General features: G+C 67.7%; 13 protein-coding genes, 2 pseudogenes and 3 CRISPR repeat arrays. Of the genes and pseudogenes, 12 read left to right on the plus strand and 3 right to left on the minus strand.

What is annotated here, in order from left to right; translation table 11 throughout:
• Nucleotides 1–361: 361 nt before the first annotated feature.
• Nucleotides 362–1,162 (plus strand): SPDY domain-containing protein, encoded by an 801-nt coding sequence (locus JGS22_RS15105; protein WP_211041797.1) that lies wholly within the window; start codon nucleotides 362–364, stop codon nucleotides 1,160–1,162.
• 185 nt (nucleotides 1,163–1,347) lie between these two features.
• Here the strand turns inward: JGS22_RS15105 and JGS22_RS15110 are convergent.
• From JGS22_RS15110 to JGS22_RS15125, 3 genes and pseudogenes are all read right to left on the minus strand, one after another.
• Nucleotides 1,348–2,477: pseudogene (locus tag JGS22_RS15110) on the minus strand (hypothetical protein).
• Nucleotides 2,478–2,560: 83 nt separating this feature from the next.
• Nucleotides 2,561–3,871, minus strand: a pseudogene (fxlM, locus tag JGS22_RS15115) (methyltransferase, FxLD system); the annotation flags it as partial.
• Nucleotides 3,872–4,062: 191 nt separating this feature from the next.
• Nucleotides 4,063–5,189: a CRISPR direct-repeat array (repeat unit 29 nt; unit sequence CGGTTCACCTCCGCTCGCGCGGAGAGCAC).
• 158 nt (nucleotides 5,190–5,347) lie between these two features.
• Nucleotides 5,348–6,562 carry an IS110 family RNA-guided transposase gene (locus JGS22_RS15125; RefSeq protein ID WP_236073140.1) on the minus strand — a complete coding sequence of 405 codons (1,215 nt, stop codon included), beginning with the start codon at nucleotides 6,560–6,562 and terminating at the stop codon, nucleotides 5,348–5,350.
• A 246-nt stretch (nucleotides 6,563–6,808) separates the two neighbouring features.
• Here JGS22_RS15125 and JGS22_RS15130 point away from each other — a divergent pair, with 246 nt between their 5' ends.
• The 11 genes from JGS22_RS15130 to JGS22_RS15180 all read left to right on the plus strand — a co-directional run bounded on the left by JGS22_RS15130 (nucleotide 6,809) and on the right by JGS22_RS15180 (nucleotide 21,351).
• Nucleotides 6,809–9,646, plus strand: a complete 2,838-nt coding sequence (locus JGS22_RS15130; RefSeq protein WP_211042127.1) for a CRISPR-associated endonuclease Cas3'' — start codon at nucleotides 6,809–6,811, stop codon at nucleotides 9,644–9,646.
• A 178-nt stretch (nucleotides 9,647–9,824) separates the two neighbouring features.
• Nucleotides 9,825–11,405: a type I-E CRISPR-associated protein Cse1/CasA gene (casA, locus tag JGS22_RS15135; protein ID WP_211042126.1), complete on the plus strand. Its 1,581-nt coding sequence runs from the start codon at nucleotides 9,825–9,827 to the stop codon at nucleotides 11,403–11,405.
• Nucleotides 11,406–11,472: 67 nt separating this feature from the next.
• Nucleotides 11,473–12,186 (plus strand): type I-E CRISPR-associated protein Cse2/CasB, encoded by a 714-nt coding sequence (gene casB / locus JGS22_RS15140; RefSeq protein ID WP_236073968.1) that lies wholly within the window; start codon nucleotides 11,473–11,475, stop codon nucleotides 12,184–12,186.
• 108 nt (nucleotides 12,187–12,294) lie between these two features.
• Nucleotides 12,295–13,521, plus strand: coding sequence for a type I-E CRISPR-associated protein Cas7/Cse4/CasC (gene cas7e, locus JGS22_RS15145; RefSeq protein ID WP_211042124.1), 1,227 nt, complete (start codon nucleotides 12,295–12,297; stop codon nucleotides 13,519–13,521).
• The gene (gene cas5e / locus JGS22_RS15150) at nucleotides 13,518–14,384 is read left to right on the plus strand and encodes a type I-E CRISPR-associated protein Cas5/CasD (RefSeq protein ID WP_308405683.1); all 867 of its coding nucleotides are present in this window, start codon (nucleotides 13,518–13,520) and stop codon (nucleotides 14,382–14,384) included. Before cas7e ends, cas5e begins: the two co-directional genes overlap by 4 nt.
• Nucleotides 14,381–15,049, plus strand: coding sequence for a type I-E CRISPR-associated protein Cas6/Cse3/CasE (gene cas6e, locus JGS22_RS15155; protein ID WP_211042123.1), 669 nt, complete (start codon nucleotides 14,381–14,383; stop codon nucleotides 15,047–15,049). Before cas5e ends, cas6e begins: the two co-directional genes overlap by 4 nt.
• Complete coding sequence (gene cas1e, locus JGS22_RS15160; protein ID WP_236073156.1) at nucleotides 15,046–16,017, plus strand: type I-E CRISPR-associated endonuclease Cas1e; 972 nt, start codon at nucleotides 15,046–15,048, stop codon at nucleotides 16,015–16,017. The genes cas6e and cas1e overlap by 4 nt, the downstream gene beginning before the upstream one ends.
• A gap of 23 nt (nucleotides 16,018–16,040) precedes the next feature.
• Entirely contained in the window at nucleotides 16,041–16,352 is a 312-nt protein-coding gene (gene cas2e, locus JGS22_RS15165) for a type I-E CRISPR-associated endoribonuclease Cas2e (protein ID WP_211042122.1), read from the plus strand.
• Between the two features lie 18 nt (nucleotides 16,353–16,370).
• Nucleotides 16,371–17,741: a CRISPR direct-repeat array (repeat unit 29 nt; unit sequence GTGCTCTCTGCGCGAGCGGAGGTGAACCG).
• Nucleotides 17,742–17,823: 82 nt separating this feature from the next.
• Nucleotides 17,824–18,693: an IS5 family transposase gene (locus JGS22_RS15170; protein WP_211043814.1), complete on the plus strand. Its 870-nt coding sequence runs from the start codon at nucleotides 17,824–17,826 to the stop codon at nucleotides 18,691–18,693.
• 70 nt (nucleotides 18,694–18,763) lie between these two features.
• Nucleotides 18,764–19,060 carry a hypothetical protein gene (locus tag JGS22_RS15175; protein ID WP_211043812.1) on the plus strand — a complete coding sequence of 99 codons (297 nt, stop codon included), beginning with the start codon at nucleotides 18,764–18,766 and terminating at the stop codon, nucleotides 19,058–19,060.
• Nucleotides 19,061–19,075: 15 nt separating this feature from the next.
• Nucleotides 19,076–20,641: a CRISPR direct-repeat array (repeat unit 29 nt; unit sequence GTGCTCTCTGCGCGAGCGGAGGTGAACCG).
• 296 nt (nucleotides 20,642–20,937) lie between these two features.
• Entirely contained in the window at nucleotides 20,938–21,351 is a 414-nt protein-coding gene (locus JGS22_RS15180; RefSeq protein ID WP_216815001.1) for a hypothetical protein, read from the plus strand.
• Nucleotides 21,352–21,501: the final 150 nt, after the last annotated feature.

Consider the following 21,501-nt stretch of genomic DNA (forward strand, 5'->3'; position numbering starts at 1 on the left):
GGTAGAACCTCAAGTGCAGCGCACTGCGGCGTCGGCGCCGACCGTATCGCGCAGGTCGCAGAGCAGGCATCCAGTTTTCGGCGGGCGGCTGGGGGCGACTTTGGCGTTTCGTCGGTCCGCGATCTGCGGGTGAAGCATGCCACGCACGAGGTTCGCTCGGGCCAGACGCAGGAAGATGCCCCAATCGACTGGTGACCGGCGCCAACCCATGTCAACGTACGTACCTCCCCGACAGTCGCGGCTCGCATGCGGAAGTCATTACGGCGAGAAGAACCGAATGGCCGGCGAGAAGTGACCGCGTCGCTCTTTTGGGACTCGTCGTCCACAGCGTCGACTTGCGACCTCGCCACACCTCGAAGCCCTGGAGGGACCTCTGCAACCCGAGCGACCGCTTGGCCCCATCCCTACTTTCGGTTCCGTGCAGTGGGTCGGCCCCCGGCACATCTCGGGGGACGACGGCTGCCTCTACGACACTGTCGCGGACACGCTTTCCGGCCTCGGCTGGACGGCGCTGACGATGGTGCGGGGGCGCCACCAGCGCGGCGATGACCCGGGAGTACTGCGCAGTACCGTTCTCCATCTTGGCGCTGATGCCCGGCGTTGGGCGCAGTGGGTACTGGCGGACGAGCCCTTCCTCCTCGGCGGCCTGCCGATCGGCTGGCAGGTCTCGGCGCGGGCCTCGGCCGAGGGAATGGCGCACTGGGCAGCGTACTTCACTCGCGAAGTTCCGGGCGAGGCAGTATCCGCGTTCCTGCTCGCCCTGGACGCCACCGAGCAGCCCACCGCAACGCTCGGCGGCCCCGACCTCGTCGTGTCCGCGACCACTGCCAACGGCTGGATCCCCGACGCCGATGAGCCCGCCGCAGCAGCGGACCCGATGTACGTCTCGCACTTGAGCCTGGGCGAGGTCCCGCCGCTGATCCAGGACGGTGATCCTCGATCGGCTGTACCGGAGGCTGACGGGCCCGGTCTGCAGGGGTGGCAGGCGTGGTCCGAGCCCACCGCGGGTGGGCCTTACCTGTGGGCGGCGTCCTTCAGTAGCAGCGTGCCGCACGACCTCGTCGCCGCTTTCGCCGCAGCACTCAGCTCCACGGCGCCGGTCCTGCGCCGCAGACTGCCCGAAAGCACCCGTGACCGCCTCCTTCGCGCCCCCGCCGGTTGAAAGCGCCGCTGGGGCCGTTTCACTCCTCGGCAGCTGTCCGCTTCCAACTTCCTGGATTCAGCGCGCTGTTCGCAGGTTCTGTCTCGAGAGCTGAGGTCCGGTTGAGCGCATCACCAACCGGAGCTGCGCCGGGTGCTGGCTTTGACGCGAGGGGCCGCCGCTGGCGGTGGTAGAGCCTCTACGCCTCAGCTCTGCGCAGCAGCCCCCGTGCTGGGGTGGGGGCGCCCGACGCTCGCCCGAATCACCTTGTCGCTGAGTCGCATAGCCTCCGTCATCTGTGCGAGCAGGGGCTCGGGGAGGCAGCCGTCCCCCAGCGCACATGCGCGGACAAGCTGTCGGGCCGCCTCGACCTGGCGCAGCTCGGCGAGTGCGACGAACCGGGGATCAGCCAGGCACTCACGAGCGGCGTAGCCGTCGGTCGCCGTGGCAGCCCGGTGGTGGAGCTCTGCAACCATCCGGAGTGCTGCTACCTCCTGGTGTGGTTCCAGCAGGTCCAGGATCGTCAGTCCGAGGCGCGTGTCGAAGACAGTCATGCCCTGGTCAGGTTGGTGCTCGACGTAGTCCTCGACCAGCGCGTCGAGAATGGGTAGGGCCGGGCCCAGAAGGGCCTTGTTGCACATCGCTTCAAGGCAGCCGGTGACGGAGTTCTCCCAGCGGTCTCCGGGTGCGGTCGTCGTGACGAGCGCGGCGGCGGCGGACGGGGAGTGGCTGAGAGCGGCCAGGACGGCGACCTGGCGCCCGTCCAGCATGCGATGTCCGACGCCCCGGTGCTCCTCAAGGTGGGCCAGGGCTTCCGCCCAGCGGCCGGCTGCGGTCAGGGTGCGGGTGCCATCCGCCAAGACGACCTTCCACAGCCAGGTGCGGACCTCGTGGCGGTCGGTGTCTGTGAGGGTGAGGTCGGCCGGGACGTGAACCTGCTCGAATTGAGCGCTGGTGCCAGCGGTGACGGCGTCGAAGAGGCGTAGTAGACGGTGACGCCCGTCGTCGGCGGCCCCCGCGCGGATCTGGAGGCGGGCGAGATTCACCACGGGTTCGAGGGCTCGGATCGCGGTCATGCCGGGCAGGGGGGGGTGGCGTTCAGGTAGGTGGTGGCGTGCTGATGGCACATCTTGCGCGCTAGGTCGGGCAGCGCAAGGTCGGAGGCGATGAGAGCGGCCTGGTTGTAGACGGCGGAGGCCAGGCCCTGATCCTCCTTTGCGGCGGCAGCCTCGGCGAGTTCGACCAAGCCGTGCACACGCCGAGACAGCGGTAGGCAGGCGGGTCGGAATCGGTAGATGAGAGGGAAGCGCTGTGCTATGGGTCCGTTCGGGTCCATTAGATCCCCCAGACGAAGACGGCAAGGAGCGAGCAGAGCCGCGTGGTGCCTGCCGACCGGCAGGCACCACGCGGCCGGATCAGTTACCTCCAGGAGACGCGGACGCGGTTCAGCGGGGTGTCGAGGACGAAGGCACCGGGCTGCTCGAACGGGGGTGCGTCGAGCGGCAGGATCTCGAACGTGGCTTCCCGGCCGCGGTACTCGCGATCCCAAGTGCCGACAGCTTCGGCGACCCGGGCGGCCAGCTCATCGCCTCCGGGACCATGGCCGATGACACCGAACTCCCAGAGCTTGTCGCCGTCGGAGGTCTTCTGCTCCGAGGGACGCCGAGCGAGATAGGTAATGGTGCCCTTCTCCACGGCCGCCGTGGCCGAGGGGTAGGGGTCCTCTGTGAGCACCGTGCCCCTGGCAGTCTGGGGGAAGAGCATCCGGATCAGCCCGGAGGGCATGACGCAGGAGACGAACAGCTCCATCCACTCCGGGGACTCCCCGGCGAGGACTGTCACCCCGGTCCACTTCTCGACGCGCGGCTGTTCAAGAACACCGGCGAGGGCACCGGCGTCGAGCGCCAGTCCGGCCGGGGCCTGGAGGCGCACTCTGCCGTCCGTGCTGAGCGGTACGGCACGGCGATTGTCGTCCGCGATGCCCCGGCGCAGCGGCATGAAGGTGTTCATCTTCGAGCTGACCGACTGCCACCGGCCGTCGTGCTTCTCGTAGATGATGGAGCGCGAGACGCTGCCCGTGAGTCGCTGCGGGGTGACGAGTCGGCCGCCTTCGGCGAGCTGGTCGAGTCAGGCGTGGGGGATGCCGTGCGCGCCGACCGTGGCGATAATCCGGTCGTACGGGGCGCCTTCAGCGTGGCCGAGAGCGCCGTCGCGCGTCAGGGCCTCGACGTTGGTGGCGCCGACGCCAGCGAGGTGGGCTCGGGCGCCTTCGACCAGGTCGTCATCGACATCGATGGTGGTCACGTGTCCGCTTGGGCCGACGATGTGGCCGATCAGAGCGGCGTTGTAGCCGGTGCCAGCCCCAAGTTCGAGGATGCGCTCACCTGGGCGGGCTTCGAGCTGGTCCAGCATGAGGGCAACGACGGCCGGCTGGGATGCGCAGGAAATCGAGGTGCCCTCGGGGTCGTACTTCACGTTGACCGGGCTGTTGTCGTAGGCGTCGACCAGCGGAGTATCGGGGACGAACAGGTGCCGGGGCACGGTACGTAGGGCCACTTCGACCGGCGTGGTGCGGGCGTGGCCGGCGGCCTTGATCTGGTCGACCAGGGCGTTGCGGAGCTGTTCGGCGTTGGCCTCGGGGGTGGTGAGCGTGTCGGTGTTCACCGTGCTGACGCTAGGGACCGCGGAGCTTGCTTCTGTTGCTGACGCGGTGTTTTCACTCGAACCCATGAACGTGCTGGTAGGGATCTAGGGGAACGCTATGGAGTGCACGGTGTTCCGTGCAGTGGGCGCTCTGCTCAGATTTCCGATGCAACCGAGCACAGTGCTCAGCCCACGATCACTGCGCTGACCGCCTTGCCCGGGCAGCTGCAGAAAATCCCGAGGTCATCACTGCGCGCGCCACATCGTGTACGCCAGTGCGGCTCACCTCCGCTCGCACGGAGAGCACTGGAGGCTGGTGTCGACGACGTCCGAGCCCGGCGGTTCACCTCCGCCCGCGCGGAGAGCACCGATAGTGAGCCGCGATCTCTGGATATCCGGCCGGTTCACCTCCGCTCGCGCGGAGAGCACTCCGGGAACTGCCGCCCCAACCGGGCCGTCGACGGTTCACCTCCGCTCGCGCGGAGAGCACTGCTGCTTCAGCCACCCGAAGGTCCGGCCGTACGGTTCACCTCCGCTCGCGCGGAGAGCACGCCGAGCTGCGCAGAGCCCTCGGCATCTGGGGCGGTTCACCTCCGCTCGCGCGGAGAGCACTACACGTCGCAGAGCGCCGCGTAGGTGCGGCGCGGTTCACCTCCGCTCGCGCGGAGAGCACCGTGATGACCGGTGAAAGCCCGGTGGCGGTGGCGGTTCACCTCCGCTCGCGCGGAGAGCACTCCGGGCTCAAGATCGAGCCGCAGTTCCGCGGCGGTTCACCTCCGCTCGCGCGGAGAGCACAACCGCGACCTGAAGCTGTCGATCCACGACCACGGTTCACCTCCGCTCGCGCGGAGAGCACGGCATCGAGGCGCCGCCCCGGTCGGTCAACGACGGTTCACCTCCGCTCGCGCGGAGAGCACTCCTGATCGCGCCGGATCATCTCGGGGTAGCTCGGTTCACCTCCGCTCGCGCGGAGAGCACCGGGCCCCGATCAGCGCGCGGATCGAATCGGCCGGTTCACCTCCGCTCGCGCGGAGAGCACGAAAGCGTCCAGGTTGATCTGCGACCACGTCGCGGTTCACCTCCGCTCGCGCGGAGAGCACGCTCGGTGTGGTGGTGCTGGCGGCGAAGACGTCGGTTCACCTCCGCTCGCGCGGAGAGCACGGCGCGCGCATCCCCATCCGGCACCGCGAGCGCGGTTCACCTCCGCTCGCGCGGAGAGCACTCCACCCTGACGGGGTCGGGCCAGTGCTGCGGCGGTTCACCTCCGCTCGCGCGGAGAGCACCTGGGCGCCCGGCGAGGACACCCCCAGCACGGCGGTTCACCTCCGCTCGCGCGGAGAGCACATCTGCGTCGCCCCCATCAAGCGGACCTCGAACGGTTCACCTCCGCTCGCGCGGAGAGCACCCTTCCTGAACTGCAGCGTCAGAGGCGCTTTGCCGTTTCGTAGCCGAGAGCGGCTGGGCCGTGTGGATAGGCAAGTCGCATGCGATGCACTCTAACTGGCCGGTCGGGAGTGGAGGAGCGTATGGGCTGGTCAGGCGGCACTGATGCTCCTATTGCTGTCAAGCGGCTTGGAGCCAGTTGCGGTAGGCGTAGGTGAGGTCGTCGTCTCTGCTGAGTCCTCGTTCGATTCTGGAGATGGTGGTGGGCCAGACTCCGAAGTGCTGGGCGACAGCGGTGAGAGTGATGTTCTTGGCCTGCCGCAAGGGACGCAGATCGGCTGTGCCCGGGATGGTGACCGTGGTGGTGAGGCAGCGGAACATCTCCCGGGCGATGGCCCGTTTCAGCATCCGGATGATTTCCTTCTTGGTCCGTCCGGCAGCGGTCTGTCGTGCGACGTAGGCCCGGGTCCGGGCGTCGCTGGACATGCGGACCAGGGCGACGCGGTAGAGGGCTGCGTTGGCTGTTCGGTCACCGCCTCGGGAGAGGCGGTGCCGGTTGGTTCTGCCGCTGGAGGCAGGGACCGGCGCGGCTCCGCAGAGTGCTGCGAAGGACGCCTCGGTCCGCATCCGTTCGGGGTTGCCGCCTGCGGTGATCAGCAGTTGTGCGGCGGTGTCGGGGCCGACACCGTAGGCGGCCCGCAAACCCGGGTTGTGGGTGGTGACCTCTGCGTCCAGGGCCCGCGTCAGCGTCTCGTGCTCGGCGGTGAGTTCCTTGACGCGGCGGGCGAGGCTTTTCAGTGCGGTCAGGACGGCGACGTGTAGGGCGTCGCCGGTCGGCCGCAGCCGGGCCAGGGCCTCGGTGCGGTCGGTGCTCTTGAGCTGCCCGTATTTCGCGCGGATGGCGTCCGGGGCGGTGATGAGGACGTTGCCGATCTGGTTGAGTGCGGCGGTGCGGGCCTTGACGGCGGAGCGGGCGGCGTTGTGCAGGGCGCGTATCCCGGCGACCGTCTCGTCCTTGGGTGAGCTGGAGGCTCTGCCGGACAGGGCGGCGCGAGCGGCGGCGTAGGCGTCGATCGGGTCGGACTTGCCAGTGCGGCGGCGTTCGGCCCTGTCAGGGCGGTTGACCTCGACGACCTGGTGCCCGCGGGAGCGGGCGGTGCGGGTGAAGCCGGCCCCGTAGGACGAGGTGCCTTCCACTCCGATCGCGACCACACCTCCGTGGGCGGTCAGGAAGGCCAGGGCCGCTGCGTATCCAGCGGTGGTGGTGGCGAACTCCGCGTCCGCGAGATGGCCGCCGTTGTCGCTGATGACCGCGACGTGGACGGTGTCGGCGTGGGAGTCAACCCCGCCGAACACGTCCCGGTCCATGGTGTCCGCCGCGACCTCTGATGCCATGCTGATACTGCCTTCCCAGCCGAAGGTAGGCGCCGGCCGGGTGGCGCAGACAGGACATTGAAGGGGCTTCTGACCAAGCTCCTATCAGGTCATGTTCCGCCCGGCCGGAGCCATGAGAACGAGTTCCGGCGGCCGGACAGACCAGCGCGAGGACAGCCCAGCAGGGCGTCAGTCAGTGCCCGAGTCACGACCGCCGGAACCCGAGTATCAGCATCAATGTCAGTGCTGGCTGATAGGAACTGCGCCATGACTGAAGGTGAGCGTGGTTCGTGTTCGACGGCGGTGCCGGATGGTCGATTTTGGGGCAAGGAGCACGGGCTTACCGCGCCGTATGCGCTGATGTGCCACTTGCTTGATGTGGCAGCAGTGTTCGGCGTGTTGTGGGATGAGTTGCTGGAGCCGCGGGTGCGGGCGCGATTCGGCGAGCAGTTGGGGCTGCCGGTGGCGCAGTGCAGATCGGTGTTGTCGTTCTGGGCGGGGCTTCACGACCTGGGGAAGCTTTCGCCGGCCTTCCAATCGCAGGTTCCAGCGCTCTTCAGAGCGGCGCGAGATGTGCCGGGGTGTGCCCAGGCGTCCGACGCCGCCATGCGGCATGAGATGGCGACGCACTGGTCGTTGATCGCGCTCCTGGAGGAGATCGGCTACTCGAATCGGCGTACCGCTGCGCGATGTGGCGGCAGTGGCGCTGCTCTGGCGCAGTGGGTCGGGCAGTTACTCGGTGGGCACCACGGCCTCTACGGGCGGAAGCTGACTGTGGCTGAGATGCGGGCGCCGGATGCCTATCAGCCCGGCTTAGGTACTGATGGGTGGCAGATCCAACGGCGTTGTCATCTGCGGGAGCTGCAGCGGGTCACGTGCGCTACGGCGGTTCCCTCGGGCCCCCTGTCGGCTGATCTGGCGGTGGTGCTTACAGGACTGATCGTCTGCGCTGATTGGCTGGCAAGCGATACTTCCGCCATCGAGTCGGTGCGCCGCGCGGGGAGTTGGCGCGCTACCCGGGCAGAAGTGGACGCACACTTCGCCCGGTCCCGGGCTGCGGCCCCTTCTTTGGTTGCCCAAGCTCGTTTGGGCCGGGCCGAGTTTGACGCCACTTGTTTCGAGGACGTCTTTCCCTTCTCGCCAAATCCCCTCCAGTCTGACGTTGCTGAACATTTGCCCCCGCTGGTGGAGGTGCACGGCCCGGGGGTCCTGCTGGTGACAGCGCCCACCGGTGACGGCAAGACCGAAGCAGCGCTGTTCGCCTCGTCGGTGTTGGCTCGTGCCGCGGGCGCGCGGGGGTTGTTCGTGGCGTTGCCGACGATGGCGACGGCAGATGCCATGTACACCCGCGTGCGAGCGTTCGCCGAGGTGGCGATGAGCGGGCAACGGGCTCTGACGCTGCTGCACTCGATGGCGTGGCTCAACCCGGCCTACGCGCCGTCGCCCGACGCCCCCGCAAGGTTGTCGCTGGACGCTGCCACCTCGGTCGCCGCCGCGGACTGGGTGTACGGGAACCTGCGGGGGCTGCTGGCGCCGTTGTCGGTGGGCACGGTGGACCAGGTCCTGGCCGGGGTGCTGCCGCTGCGCTACAACATGCTGCGGCTGTTCGGCATGCACGAGAAGGTGTTCGTGGTCGACGAAGCCCACGCCTACGGGCCGTGGATGCACAAGATGCTGATGGTCCTGCTGGAATGGTTGGGCGCGATGAGGGCGCCAGTAGTGCTGCTGTCGGCGACGCTCACGGGCGCGACAGCCGCTTCGCTGGTGAACGCCTACCGGCGAGGCGCGGGGTTTGCCGATCCAGTGCCCCTGGAGCCGAGTTACCCGGGTTGGCTGTACGCGGGTGTCGGCACCGGCCAGGTGTCGACACCGCGATGCACCGCGACGCAGAGGCCGCGCACTCTCGAAGTCGACGTACGGCCAGTGGCCTGGGACATGCGAGGCAGCGAACCGGGCAGCCTGGCGCAGCCCGACGGGCGTCGCGCCGCCGTCCGTGCAGAGGTTCGTCGAGTCGTCGATGCCGGCGGCACTGCTCTGGTGTGCTGCACGACCGTCGCCGAGGCCCAGGCCACCTTCCGAGACATCCGTGCCTCCTACCCCGAACTTGCCCGACGCGCGGGCGGCTTGAGGCTGCTGCACTCCCGCTATCCCGCTCGACTGCGCCAGGAGATCACCGCGCAATGCGAGTTCGACTACGGCAAACCGTCACCGGAAGGCGAGCATGAAGTGCGCTCGGGGTCGGTACTGGTGGCGACGCAGGTGGTGGAACAGTCCCTCGACCTCGACTTCGACCTGGTGATCAGCGACCTGGCCCCATTGGCGCAGCTGCTGCAGCGCGCCGGCCGGTGCCGGAGGCACCGCCGCGGCCAGGCGGGCAGACCGGCATGGGCAGCCGACGAGGAGGCTCCGCGCCTAGTCGTGCTGGACCCGTTCACAGCGCCCGAGCGCAGACTGCGCCCGAATTCGTGGGGGAGCGTGTACGACGCCAGCCTCCTGTTGCGCACGTCTCTGCTGCTGCAGGAACGCGACGGTCGCGGGATCGCGGTCCCGGGCGAGGTGCAGAAGCTCGTTGACGCCGTCTACGCGCCGGAATTCGTTGAGGACCTCGACGCCGCAGTCGGGCGTGAGTTGCGCGACCTGGACGGTGAACGTGTCGCGGCCGAGGCGGCCGAGGCGGGCCTGGCGCAGATGGTCACCATCGACGGGCCGGGAGACGTCCAGGGCAACCTCCATTTGATCAGCCGAACAGTCGAGGGTGTGAGCGAGGAACTGCTCACGACGCGTCTGGGCGCGGACACGGGCCGGGTGGTCTGCGTGTATGCGCATGCCGACGGAACCCGGACTCTCGACGAGTCCGGGTTCATTGCCCTGCCTACGAGTGGAGGTGTGACGCGGCAAGACGCCGTCGAGGTGATGGCCCACGTGGTGCCGGTGCCCGGGCGCTGGCTGCGCGAAGGAGTAACCGAGCAGCCTTCGACTTGGCGACGTCACCCTCTCCTGGGGCCGGTGCGGGTGCTGGTGATGCAACGCGAGGGAGGCGCGTGGCGTTGCCGCTTGGGCGACCGCGTAATTGCTCTCTCCGAAGTCGGAATCGAAGAACTCTGACGAATCGGTGGAAACACGCACATACGCCATCGTGGTCCGCTACGTTTCAACTGCCTTACCCGCACGCGGAGTTGGGCGTAGAAGGTGAGCAGCCCATGGCGGCGCGGAGGCCGCGCGCCAGTTGCGCGCTTGGCTCAGTTCCTATCTCGCTTCGCACTCATTGGTCCTGGAGAAGCCCATGCCGGCCGTCAATCTGCTCGACGAACCTCTCTTTCCTGTGCGCTGGAAGCCGGGCATCACACCTACCTCGGATGCAGGGCCACACGGCGAGGTCGGTCTGCGTGCGCTGCTGGAGCACGCACACGAAATCGAGACGCTGACTGTGTCCCTACCGCCCGCCCACTCCGCACTACTGCGAGCGCTCTACGCGCTCACTGCCCGAGTGACCGGACTCGATGAGGCCGTCGAGGGCCCTGACGATTGGCTTCAACGCCGCGATGATCTCTTGGCGGCCGGACGTCTTCCTGTGAGCGGTATCGACGGCTACTGCGTTCAACGCCACGACAGATTCTTCCTGTTCGACCCCGGCGGCAGGCCATGGATGCAGGATCCCCGGCTGAGCCACGAATGTGACAAGACAGCGGGGGTGAACAAGCTGATGGTGACTCGATCTGCCGGGAACAATCACAGCTGGTTCACACACACCCAAGACTCGCGCGCCGAACCCGTCAGCCTCTCCGACGCCGTAATGGCGCTTTTGGCCTGGAGTTTCTACGGGCCGTCGGGAAAGTGCAGCGCTCGCACCGTCAACGGCACCAAGTCCTCCCAAGCAAGAACCGGGCCACTGCGTGGCTTTCTCTCATACCATCCAGTGGGCAACACGCTCTTCGAAACGCTCCTCGCAGGGCTTGTCCCGCCGAAGCAGCATGTACGCCGTGACAGCGACCCCTGCCCGTGGGAGCAGGAGTCGCTCACCAACCCCGAGGGTGCTCCACCGCCCACCACCGGGCCCTGCTCGCAACTCACCGGACAAGGCGTTCACGCTCTGCTCTTGGTGCCCGACGGCGACGTCGTTGCGGACGCCTACATCACGTGGAGCTACCGCACTAAACGCTCCACCGTCATCGACGACGACTATCTGATCTGGCAGGTCAGCGCGAAAGAGAACCGCTACGCGCGGCATGCGGACTCCTCACGGGCTCTGTGGCGAGACCTTGACGCGCTGCTGCTCATCGATCCACCCGGCCAAGCCAGCCCGCGCCGCCCGGCGGTCTTCGAATGGGCGCATGAAGTTTCGCCAGACCTCGGAGTCAGGGCACTCGGGTTCGAGCAGGAACGCGACAAGGTTATGGACTACCAGTTCGTCGACGCTTCCACCCCGCCCGTCCTGGGCCACCTGGAACGCCGGAATGCCGCCAGCAGCCCCGCTGTCGGTCAACTTCGCACCGTGGGCGAGGCGTTCGGTCGGCGCCTCGACATGGCCCTGCGACGTGCGTGGCGCAACTATGCCGACGCTGGCAAGAACAACGCAGCCGCGCCTAAGGAAGGCAACGACAAGGACATCGCGGACGCGTGGGCCGAAGAAGGCGCCGCTCTCTACTGGCCCGCCGCGGAGCAGGAGTTTTGGGCTCGCTTCGACCGGCTGGGTTCCTCGGACCCCACCGCTGGCGGCGGCTTGGATCTGTCGGCCACGCGCTCCGCCTTCCTACGCCTGGCTCTCACTGCGTTTGAGGAGGCGACCCGTCGGGTCGCCGGCACGCAGCGCGGTGCACAAGCGGTGGAGGCAGCCCGCCCCCACCTGTTCGGAACGCCCGCATAGGCCGCTCACCTCTACACGAAGAAGGAGACCCCTCTTGACCTCCGACGCCTCTGCTCTGCGGTCAGCTATGCCCCGCCCCCGCCGTCCTCGCACCGCACGGCTCGCTCGCTACGACCGATTCACCGACTTCGTCGAGCACCGCTGCTCTACCGACCCCGGGGCCCGTAAAGCACTGGAGAAGGGTGTAGGCAAGGACCTGGACTCTGTGCCATCTATGCATGTGGTCATCGCTCATCTGGTCCCCACTGCCAGCGCCAGTACTGAGCGCGCGTACTACGCGGTCGCGGCCATGATCGCTGAACAAGCTCGTCGACAGCAGGTGCCGGGCCCTGACACCACTCTTCCTGACGAGAGCAGCGGCGATGCCCCCCTGCCCGCTGCAGAGGAACCCCCCGCTGCCGCGCGGCAGGAAGACTACGGCACCAGCCTCGGCGCCACATTCGCCGCCGCCGTCGCAGAAGTTCCGGGCATGCGACGCAGCATGCGTCGGGGGTCAGCGGAAAGCTACCTGAACGCCTTGTGTAAGCACCAGATCAACGCCCTGCACCGTCATCTCCCCCACCAGGTGCGTCATTTGCGGTCCCTTGAGATTCCGGTCGACTACGGACGCCTGCTGCAAGACCTCATCGACTGGCCCCAATACTCCGGGCGCATCACCCGGCGCTGGCTTCAGGACTTCTACCGAGCGCTGAACGAAGAAGACAGGGCAAAGGTCGAGGAAGCAGACCTCGAAAGCTTCGGACACCCCCCGAAAGCGCCTCAGGGCGCGGTCTCCACCTGACCGACAACCACCTACCCGAGGACGAGTACGCCTTGGGGCTTCACGGCCTTGCGGCCAAACGCCCCGTGGCTCCGCATAACCCCGGCAAGCCAACGACCTGGAGAACACATGTCTGCCACCAACTCTGCCCGCTTTATCTGTGTGAGCGCCCTGCACACCGTGCCGTTCGCGAACCTCAACCGTGACGACACCAACTCCGTCAAGACGGTCCAGTTTGGCGGCGTCCTGAGGACACGCATCTCCAGCCAGTGCTGGAAGCGTCCCGTGCGTCTGGACTTCGAGCACCGCATCGGGCAGACCGCGTTGCGCACCCGCCGTATCGGCGAACGGGTGGCTCGACTTCTTACTGACGAGCGCGGCTGGAGCAACGACCACGCGGCCCGGGCAGGAGCACATTTGGCTGCTGCCGCTGGCATCACTTTCGAACTGGGGAAAGAGGTGATCGAGGACGACAAGGGGAGTAAGACGACGAAGGTCGTGCCGAACATCGTCTTCCACAACTCAATGGTCTATGCCCCGGACACAACGGTCTCGGCACTGGCTGACGTCGCGGAAGAGTTCCGTGAGCGCATTGAGTCGGCCCAAGACATCACCACATCCGCAGACACTGGTGTGCTTGCACCGAAGAAGAAGCAGAACGGGAGCCCCGCCGAGAAGATTCAGGGCATCCTGCGATCGACCAACGGCGTCATCAACACCTTCGGTCGAATGCTGACCGAGGTCGATGGGGCCGCCGTCGACGGCGCCGTACAGGTCGCTCACGCGATGACCACCCATGCAACAGACGTGGAGATCGACTACTTCTCAGCGGTCGACGACGTCACTGCGCTGTGGCAGGACTCCACAGGCAGCGGTCACATGGGCCACGCCGAATTCAGTACCGGCACCTTCTACCGCTACGCCACCATCGACCTGGCCCAACTCGCCCACAACCTGAAGGGCGACGTGGCAGCTGTCAGCCAGTTGGCTGAGACTTTCCTCCACTCGTTCGTCAAGACCATGCCGGAGGCGAAGAAGAACAGCACCGCCCCGCACACCCCGCCGGACCTGGTCCACATCACCGTCCGCGCCGACCGTCCGCTTTCCCTGGCCGCCGCATTCGAGAAGCCGGTACGCGCAGCAAACGAAGGGGGATACGCCGCAGCCTCACGTGACGCTCTGGCCAAATACGCCGAAGCCGTCAATGAGTTCATGGGATCCGACGGCATCCTCTCGTCAGGCTGGACCGGACTCGGCACCAAGGACCTCGCCGGCTTCGGGGAACGGAACCGCTCCCTCGACGGGCTGATCACCAGCGCCGCCCGTTGCGCCTTCGGGAAGCAGGCTGCAGCGTGAGCGACTCCACCCCCGTGGGCGCCAGCACTTTGGCGTCCGCTCTCGGCCTCCTCCTTCATTTGGCGGGCCCACTGCAGTCCTGGGGCGCGCACAGCCACTTCAATCGACGGGACACCGCTCCTCACCCCACCCGTTCGGGCATTGTCGGCCTGCTGGCAGCCGCACTCGGTCGAGGGCGCCACGAATCCCTCGACGATCTGGCCACGCTCCGGCTGACGGTGCGCACGGACCGTGCTGGGGTACTGCTGCGTGACTTCCACACCGTGGGCGGCGGGCTGCCGATGAAGGAGACGGTCGTCAACGCCGGGGGTAAGCCCCGCCTCAAGCACGGGACGGGGACGCTTGTGTCCGATCGCTACTACCTCGCCGATGCCGCCTTCACTGCAGCGCTCACTCCCGCCGCGAGCACCCCGGCCGACCTTCTCGCCGAATGTGCGCGGGCGCTCTCTGCACCCCGTTGGCCGCTATATCTGGGGCGCCGTTCCTGCCCACCCACCGATCCGGTACTGATCGGGCTCTACCCGGACCCGCTGAAGCACCTGATCCATTTGCCACTTGCCGCGCCGCCTCCACCAGAGTCCGGCGACGGGCACGTGGAACTCATCAGCGACGAGCCCCTCGACCAGCTTCCCCTCTCTGCCGACCTGGCCCCCTCGGACGCTGCACTCTCCGCCCAAGTGACCGGGCAACTCTCCGATCAGCCCGTCTCGTTCAGCCCCAGCAGCCGCACCTACCGCTCACGGTCGGTCTACCGCCGCACCTACACTCCGCCGCGCCCCCAGTGGGCTGGCTACGGCATCGCCTACCTCCACAGCCTGACCGCATACCGTTCCCGCAACGCATCCCAGGGGGCCCTTTCATGACCGCACTGTGGCTGACGCGCATCACCCCGGATGTGCGATCGCGCGAAGTACGCCGCGACCTGGGCGACGCAGTCGCCATGCACCGTCGGCTCATGCGGCTCTTTCCCGACCAGCTCGGCGGTGAGCCCCGGCGGGCCCTTGGCCTGCTCCACCGCATCGATGTCGCACCTTCCGGGCCCGCTGTCTTGCTCCAGTCCGCTGTGCCACCGGAGTTGGCCCACTTGCCCGGGGGGTACGGGCCGGCGGCCACCCGGCGTCTGGACCCGCTGCTCGGCCTGCTGCGCAGCGGGGTGACGACCCGTTACCGGTGCATTGCCAGCGCGGTACGGAAGCCCGGTGCCACCACGAGGGCGGCGCAGCGGCTTCCCGGAGTCGTCGCTCTTCAGGGGGCCCAGGCCGACGAGTGGTGGCAACGCCAGGCAGAAGCAGCCGGGCTGAAGCTGCTCTCGCTCCACGCCCTGCCGGTGGACACTGCAATCGGTGTCAGAGGCATGAAGCCTGAACGGCAACGTATCTGCCACGCCCGGACCCGCTTCGACGGCACCGCTGTCGTTGTCGACCCTGACCTGCTGCGCCAGAAACTCACTGCCGGCATCGGACGCGGCAAAGCCTACGGTTGTGGCCTATTGACCCTCGCCCCTGCACGCGAGCAGGCCGACACATGAGCACTACACCTGCCCAGGCGCGCCGCAAGCTTGCCGCACCAACCGTCGCGATGCTGCCGCGAGTGGCCGACTCGCTCTCGTTCCTCTACCTCGACATCGTGCGAGTGCTGCAGGACGACACGGGAGTCCTCGCCGAGGTCAGCAGTGAGCACTACGGCCGTCAGACCGTGTACCTGCCTACCGCGGCGCTCTCCTGCGTGCTCCTGGGCCCGGGCACTTCCATCACCGCGCCGGCCCTCACCACCTTGGCTCGCCACGGCACCACCGTCCTGGCCACCGGCGCCGGCGGAGTGCGCTGCTACGCCGCCGCGCAACCGGCCTCGCTGACCACGAAGTGGCTCGAACGGCAGGCTCGCGCGTGGGCAGAGGGCGGGCAGCGACTGCGCACCGCGACCGCCATGTACGAGAAGCGGTTCGGGCCGGGAACTGTCCCGCCCGGCACCTCGCTCCACCAACTGCGAGGAATGGAAGGGCAACGCGTCAAAGCCCAATACAAGATCCTCGCCCAGCAGCACAAGATCGGCCGTTTCCGGCGGAACTACGACCCCTCACGGTGGGAGGAGCAGGACCCCGTCAACCTTGCGCTGTCCTCCGCCAACACCTGCCTCTACGGCATCGTCCACGCCGCGATCCACTCGTTGGGCATGTCACCGGCCCTTGGCTTCGTTCACCAGGGCAATCAACAGGCCCTGGTCTACGACATCGCCGACCTCTATAAAGCCGAACTCACCATTCCGCTCGCGTTCTCCCTGCACAGCTCTTCCCACCCCGAAGCTCAGGCGCGCCGTTCGTTCCGCGACGGCCTGCGACTGTTCCGACTCCTGCCACGGATCGTCCACGACATCCAGGACCTCCTGGACCCCGGAAGCGATCGCGAAGCACCCGACCCGGAGGAAGAACTCGTCGACCTGTGGGACCCGGTCACCGGCCGTGTGCCCGGTGGCACCAATCACGCCAACCACAACTGACGCCATCGGGAAGGCAATCGTTCGTGGCCTCCATGATCGTTCTCTCTGCAACCTCGGTCCCTGACCATCTCAGAGGCGCCCTCTCGCGATGGCTGCTCGAGGTCACGCCAGAGCTCTACATCGGGACTGTCTCCGCTCGTGTGCGGGATGAACTCTGGCAATCCGTGTGTTCCTGCACCGACGGAGGAACCGCTGTCCTGGCCTACCCCAACGACAACGAGCAGGGCTTCGACATACGGACCGCCGGACCTCAACGCCGCACACCGACTGACTTCGACGGGCTCACCCTGATCGCCTTCGACAGAAAGAGTCAAGACATGGCAATGCTCCTCTAGCGACCCAGCTCAGAAAGGGTGCTCTCTGCGCGAGCGGAGGTGAACCGTCCTTCATCGTGTGGGTGATGATCGCGGAGCCGTGCTCTCTGCGCGAGCGGAGGTGAACCGGCGCCGAATCCGGCGAGCTTGGCGAGGTGGTAGTGCTCTCTGCGCGAGCGGAGGTGAACCGCCCCCCGGCACCCACGCTGGCCGACCACATCCGTGCTCTCTGCGCGAGCGGAGGTGAACCGAAACCGCCTCTGGCAGGGCCCGCGCTGGAACGGTGCTCTCTGCGCGAGCGGAGGTGAACCGTTCGAGGGCCTGACGTACGCGCGGCCTGGGGTGTGCTCTCTGCGCGAGCGGAGGTGAACCGCTGCTGCGTCGGGCGGTGGCTTGGGCGGTGGCGTGCTCTCTGCGCGAGCGGAGGTGAACCGTAGCTGATCCATGTCCTTCTCAGGGCGCATCGGTGCTCTCTGCGCGAGCGGAGGTGAACCGCGCCTTCTACCAGCCCGCGCACGCCACCATCTGTGCTCTCTGCGCGAGCGGAGGTGAACCGAGGTCGTTGATGGCACGGGTGAGGCCGGAGTAGTGCTCTCTGCGCGAGCGGAGGTGAACCGCTGCGCTACGCCGCTCCGCTCGCCTGACACACGTGCTCTCTGCGCGAGCGGAGGTGAACCGTTCCTGCGGGGCCGGGGCGTCTCGCTGTAGCGGTGCTCTCTGCGCGAGCGGAGGTGAACCGTAGCCACCCCCGCGCTGAGCGAATGCCTGACCGTGCTCTCTGCGCGAGCGGAGGTGAACCGATTCTGCGGGCGGAGCCGATCGCGCAGGAGATGTGCTCTCTGCGCGAGCGGAGGTGAACCGTGGTGCGCTTCGCACTCCACCGCAGCCACGAAGTGCTCTCTGCGCGAGCGGAGGTGAACCGATCGGTGTCTGCGGAACCCCGGTGTATGGCGAGTGCTCTCTGCGCGAGCGGAGGTGAACCGGTGGGGGTGCGGGCCTCTCTGACGTCCCGGTGTGCTCTCTGCGCGAGCGGAGGTGAACCGTACGACGATCTTCCTCGGCCAGGGTGGCCCGCGTGCTCTCTGCGCGAGCGGAGGTGAACCGCGGGGCACCGCCCCGGCCTCCGTCGCCACGGTGTGCTCTCTGCGCGAGCGGAGGTGAACCGACGTCGATGGCGGCGAGCGCCTGGTCGACGCTGTGCTCTCTGCGCGAGCGGAGGTGAACCGCTGGAAGGGCACGAGCGCGGCGGCCTGGCGGTGTGCTCTCTGCGCGAGCGGAGGTGAACCGCCGACATCGTCGCCGCCAGGGCCGACGTACTGGTGCTCTCTGCGCGAGCGGAGGTGAACCTTCAGCGCAGCCTCGCGGTCGAACGCGACCCTGGTGCTCTCTGCGCGAGCGGAGGTGAACCGCCATCACCGTCGGGTGCGACCCGGACTAGGCCGTGTTTTAGAACTGGTCTCCGGGTCTTGCCTTGCGGCGTGATGATCATGGTGTGGGGCGAGGGGATCTTTCTGATGAGCAGTGGTCGGTGCTGGAGCCGTTGTTGCCGGCGGTGAGGTTGGGTCGTCGGCCGCAGAACCGTCGGCGTTTGATCGACGGGGTGCGGTGGCGGGTGCGGACCGGTGTTCCCTGGCGTGATCTGCCGGGCGAGTACGGACCCTGGCAGACCGTGTATGGGCTCTTCCGCCGGTGGCAACGCGAGGGTGTGTGGGTTCGGCTGCTGGCCTCGCTCCAGGCGCGGGCCGATGCGGCCGGGCTGGTCACGTGGGAGGTGAACGTCGACTCCACGGTCTGCCGGGCTCATCAGCACGCCGCTGGTGCCCGCCGAGACGGGGTCGGGCAGAAGGAGCCGCCCGGCGGGGTCGGCCAAGAGCCGGACGATCACGGCCTGGGACGGTCCAGGGGCGGGTTCAGCACGAAGATTCATCTGGCCTGCGAGCAGGGCCAGAAGCCGCTGTCGCTGCTGGTCACGGCAGGACAGCGGGGTGACAGCCCGCAGTTCGAACCGGTCCTCGAAGCGATTGGGGTGCCCAAGGTCGGTGGCGGGCGCCCCAGGCGCAGGCCACTGCGGGTGCGGGGTGACAAGGCGTACTCGTCTCGCGCGAATCGTGCCTACCTGCGCAGACGCGGGATCCGGTGCACCATCGCCGAGCCGGCCGATCAGATCCGCCACCGCAAGCGTCGAGGCCGTGTGGGCGGCAGGCCACCGGCCTTCGATCGGGAGGACTACAAGGCCCGACATGCGGTCGAGTGCGGGATCAGCCGGCTCAAGCAACACCGGGCGGTGGCGACGCGTTACGACAAGCTGGCGGTCCGCTTCGAGGCCACCGTGCAGATCGCGGCGATCCACCAGTGGCTGTGACCCATCGGCTGGTCGTCCGGCCGTGCCATCCTGGCCACCGGTTCGATCAGCACGCACATGGGGAGGACCTGTGGCCGCCGGGCACTACTGCGCCGACAGCGAGAACGGCGACCACGTCGACGACCCGTCCGAGGATGCCCTATTCATGCTGATCAGCGATCTGAACGACAGCGACAACACCTTCATCGTCATCCAGCCCGACGAGGACGAGCCAGCCTGGTTCGCCTCTGTCTCCGTCCTAGACGAGGACGGATTCGAGATCGTCCGCCACGACACCACCTGCCGCGAGCACGACATCGCCATCGAGAACCATCGTGACCGGATCGCGGGCGACCTCACCAAATGGCTGGCCGCCCGCGACTTCTAAAACACGGCCTACGTCGTGCTCTCTGCGCGAGCGGAGGTGAACCGGACGTATACGGGCAGATCCGTGCCGAGCTTGAGTGCTCTCTGCGCGAGCGGAGGTGAACCGTACCGGATAGCCGCCGCCAACCGGCCGCCGTCGTGCTCTCTGCGCGAGCGGAGGTGAACCGCCCGAGCCAGAAGCTGTGGACCTGCTCCGCAGGGCCGCTGCCGTGCTCTCTGCGCGAGCGGAGGTGAACCGGCATCACCTGCGGAGAGTTCCAGTGCGGATTCGTGCTCTCTGCGCGAGCGGAGGTGAACCGGGGCCGTACCCCACATCGGTGGGGACGCGTCAGTGCTCTCTGCGCGAGCGGAGGTGAACCGTTCAGGATGTGGGCCACCTGATTGGTGGTCTGGTGCTCTCTGCGCGAGCGGAGGTGAACCACTGGAGGCGGTGCCCGGAGCCGGCCCCGGCCGGTGCTCTCTGCGCGAGCGGAGGTGAACCGGGTCCTGCGCCGCTCGATAAGCGCATCCTCACGTGCTCTCTGCGCGAGCGGAGGTGAACCGGCGCCCCGTAGGGCTCGCAAGGGGGCCCGTCGGTGCTCTCTGCGCGAGCGGAGGTGAACCGGCCCGGGACCGGTAGGCGAAGGGGTCGCCGTCGTGCTCTCTGCGCGAGCGGAGGTGAGCCGTCGGGGAGGGGGCGGCGGCCGGGCTCGCCGACGTGCTCTCTGCGCGAGCGGAGGTGAACCGGCGAGTTCCCCGCGTGGGAGGCCGCCGAGGCGGTGCTCTCTGCGCGAGCGGAGGTGAACCGGTCGACGACCGGTCGCGCGTGATCTTCGAGCAGTGCTCTCTGCGCGAGCGGAGGTGAACCGGCTCCGTGCTACCTGGAGGTAGACCGGAGTGCGTGCTCTCTGCGCGAGCGGAGGTGAACCGTAGGTGAGCGCCGCTGTGTCGAAGGCGGCCCAGTGCTCTCTGCGCGAGCGGAGGTGAACCGGTCGGCGACCCGGTCCCCGGCGGCGTCGAGGCGTGCTCTCTGCGCGAGCGGAGGTGAACCGGGTTTCGCGGGTGCGCAGCCTTGGCGACGCGGGTGCTCTCTGCGCGAGCGGAGGTGAACCGGCCACGGCGGAGGCCGCCGAGGTGGAGACGATGTGCTCTCTGCGCGAGCGGAGGTGAACCGACCGACGAACTGGCCTACCCCGGCACGAGTGAGTGCTCTCTGCGCGAGCGGAGGTGAACCGGTGCGGGGGGTTACGCACGTGCGGGTAGGCGTGTGCTCTCTGCGCGAGCGGAGGTGAACCGCGCCGTCCGTCACCTCCTGGCGCAGTGCACCGGTGCTCTCTGCGCGAGCGGAGGTGAACCGCCTTTGACGTACGGTATTTTCCGCTTGTCTCGGTGCTCTCTGCGCGAGCGGAGGTGAACCATGACATGCGCGTATCTGGCACCCCGCACCCGGCGTGCTCTCTGCGCGAGCGGAGGTGAACCGCTGCTGGTCCTCGTGGCCTATGACGTGGCCGGGTGCTCTCTGCGCGAGTGGAAGTGAACCGCGTTGGGGTGTTCGGTGTCCGGCGGCGGGAAGGGTGCTCTCTTCGCGAGCGGAGGTGAACCGGCCACGCTAGGGAAGCCGACGGGTGGGAGAGCCTGCTTAGTGCGCGAGCCAGGGGAGGGTCAGCGACTCAGCCTACTCACGTTGAGTGGGCTGGACTCTCCGCGCGGGGAAGGTGAACTATCGTCGATGCTCCCCGCGCGAGTGGGGGTGGACCGTGGTGCCCGTGTGTGGGCATAGCGGCAAAGTGGCCGGGCCCGAGCGGCTCCGGAAGATGGTAGGGCGTGTGGCGGCTTTCCCGCTGTCCGTTCTCGAGCCTTGTCCGGCCACCCGCACTTATCGTTTTGGAGGATTCGTTCATGCGCCCGGCCCGGTTCCAAGATTTCGTGCTTGATCTCGCTCGCATCGCACCTGACGGGGGGCAGCCGAAGCCGCTTGCGGATGTCGGGGAGAAGCGGTATCCGTACGGCGTGGTTGCGCACGCTGGCGGGAAGGAAATCCGGTACCAGATCATCGCGGAGTCGCGTGCCGGTGACGACTTCGACCAGCCGGAGAAGATCAGAGAGGCCGACCAGGCTTTCGACCCTGACGCGGTGCCTGCCGGCGGGCTCTTCGAAGAGCGGTGGCTGGCCGAACTCGTGGCAAAATCCGGCACTCGCGAGTTGACCGACATCGCCATCTGGTCTGCTCGCGAGGGCAACAGGAAAGGCAACGATGGCGTGACGTTCTTCTTCGCCGACTCGGCGAAGATCTACGCCCGCGTTGTCCGCTGACCCGGTCGGCGGGCGGGTGTAGCGCACCACAGCACCATCGCAGGGACCGAGCACGACCAACCAGCAATGGAGGTCAGCAATGTCCGACGATCAGAGTGGTTGCCTCTCCTGCGGAGCGCGTGTGTCCGTGGCACCCGGCGAGTCCTGCCC

Source organism: Streptomyces tardus, from assembly GCF_018101125.2.
In the GTDB taxonomy this organism is placed as follows: Bacteria; Actinomycetota; Actinomycetes; order Streptomycetales; family Streptomycetaceae; genus Streptomyces; species Streptomyces tardus.

Excerpts from the sequence above, each read along its gene's own strand:
- cas1e (WP_236073156.1), top strand. The coding sequence starts at position 15,046 with ATGAGCACTACACCTGCCCAGGCGCGCCGCAAGCTTGCCGCACCAACC.
- casA (WP_211042126.1), top strand. The coding sequence starts at position 9,825 with ATGCCGGCCGTCAATCTGCTCGACGAACCTCTCTTTCCTGTGCGCTGG.
- casB (WP_236073968.1), top strand. The coding sequence starts at position 11,473 with ATGCCCCGCCCCCGCCGTCCTCGCACCGCACGGCTCGCTCGCTACGAC.
- JGS22_RS15125 (WP_236073140.1), bottom strand. The coding sequence starts at position 6,562 with ATGGCATCAGAGGTCGCGGCGGACACCATGGACCGGGACGTGTTCGGC.
- cas6e (WP_211042123.1), top strand. The coding sequence starts at position 14,381 with ATGACCGCACTGTGGCTGACGCGCATCACCCCGGATGTGCGATCGCGC.
- cas7e (WP_211042124.1), top strand. The coding sequence starts at position 12,295 with ATGTCTGCCACCAACTCTGCCCGCTTTATCTGTGTGAGCGCCCTGCAC.
- JGS22_RS15130 (WP_211042127.1), top strand. The coding sequence starts at position 6,809 with ATGACTGAAGGTGAGCGTGGTTCGTGTTCGACGGCGGTGCCGGATGGT.
- JGS22_RS15180 (WP_216815001.1), top strand. The coding sequence starts at position 20,938 with ATGCGCCCGGCCCGGTTCCAAGATTTCGTGCTTGATCTCGCTCGCATC.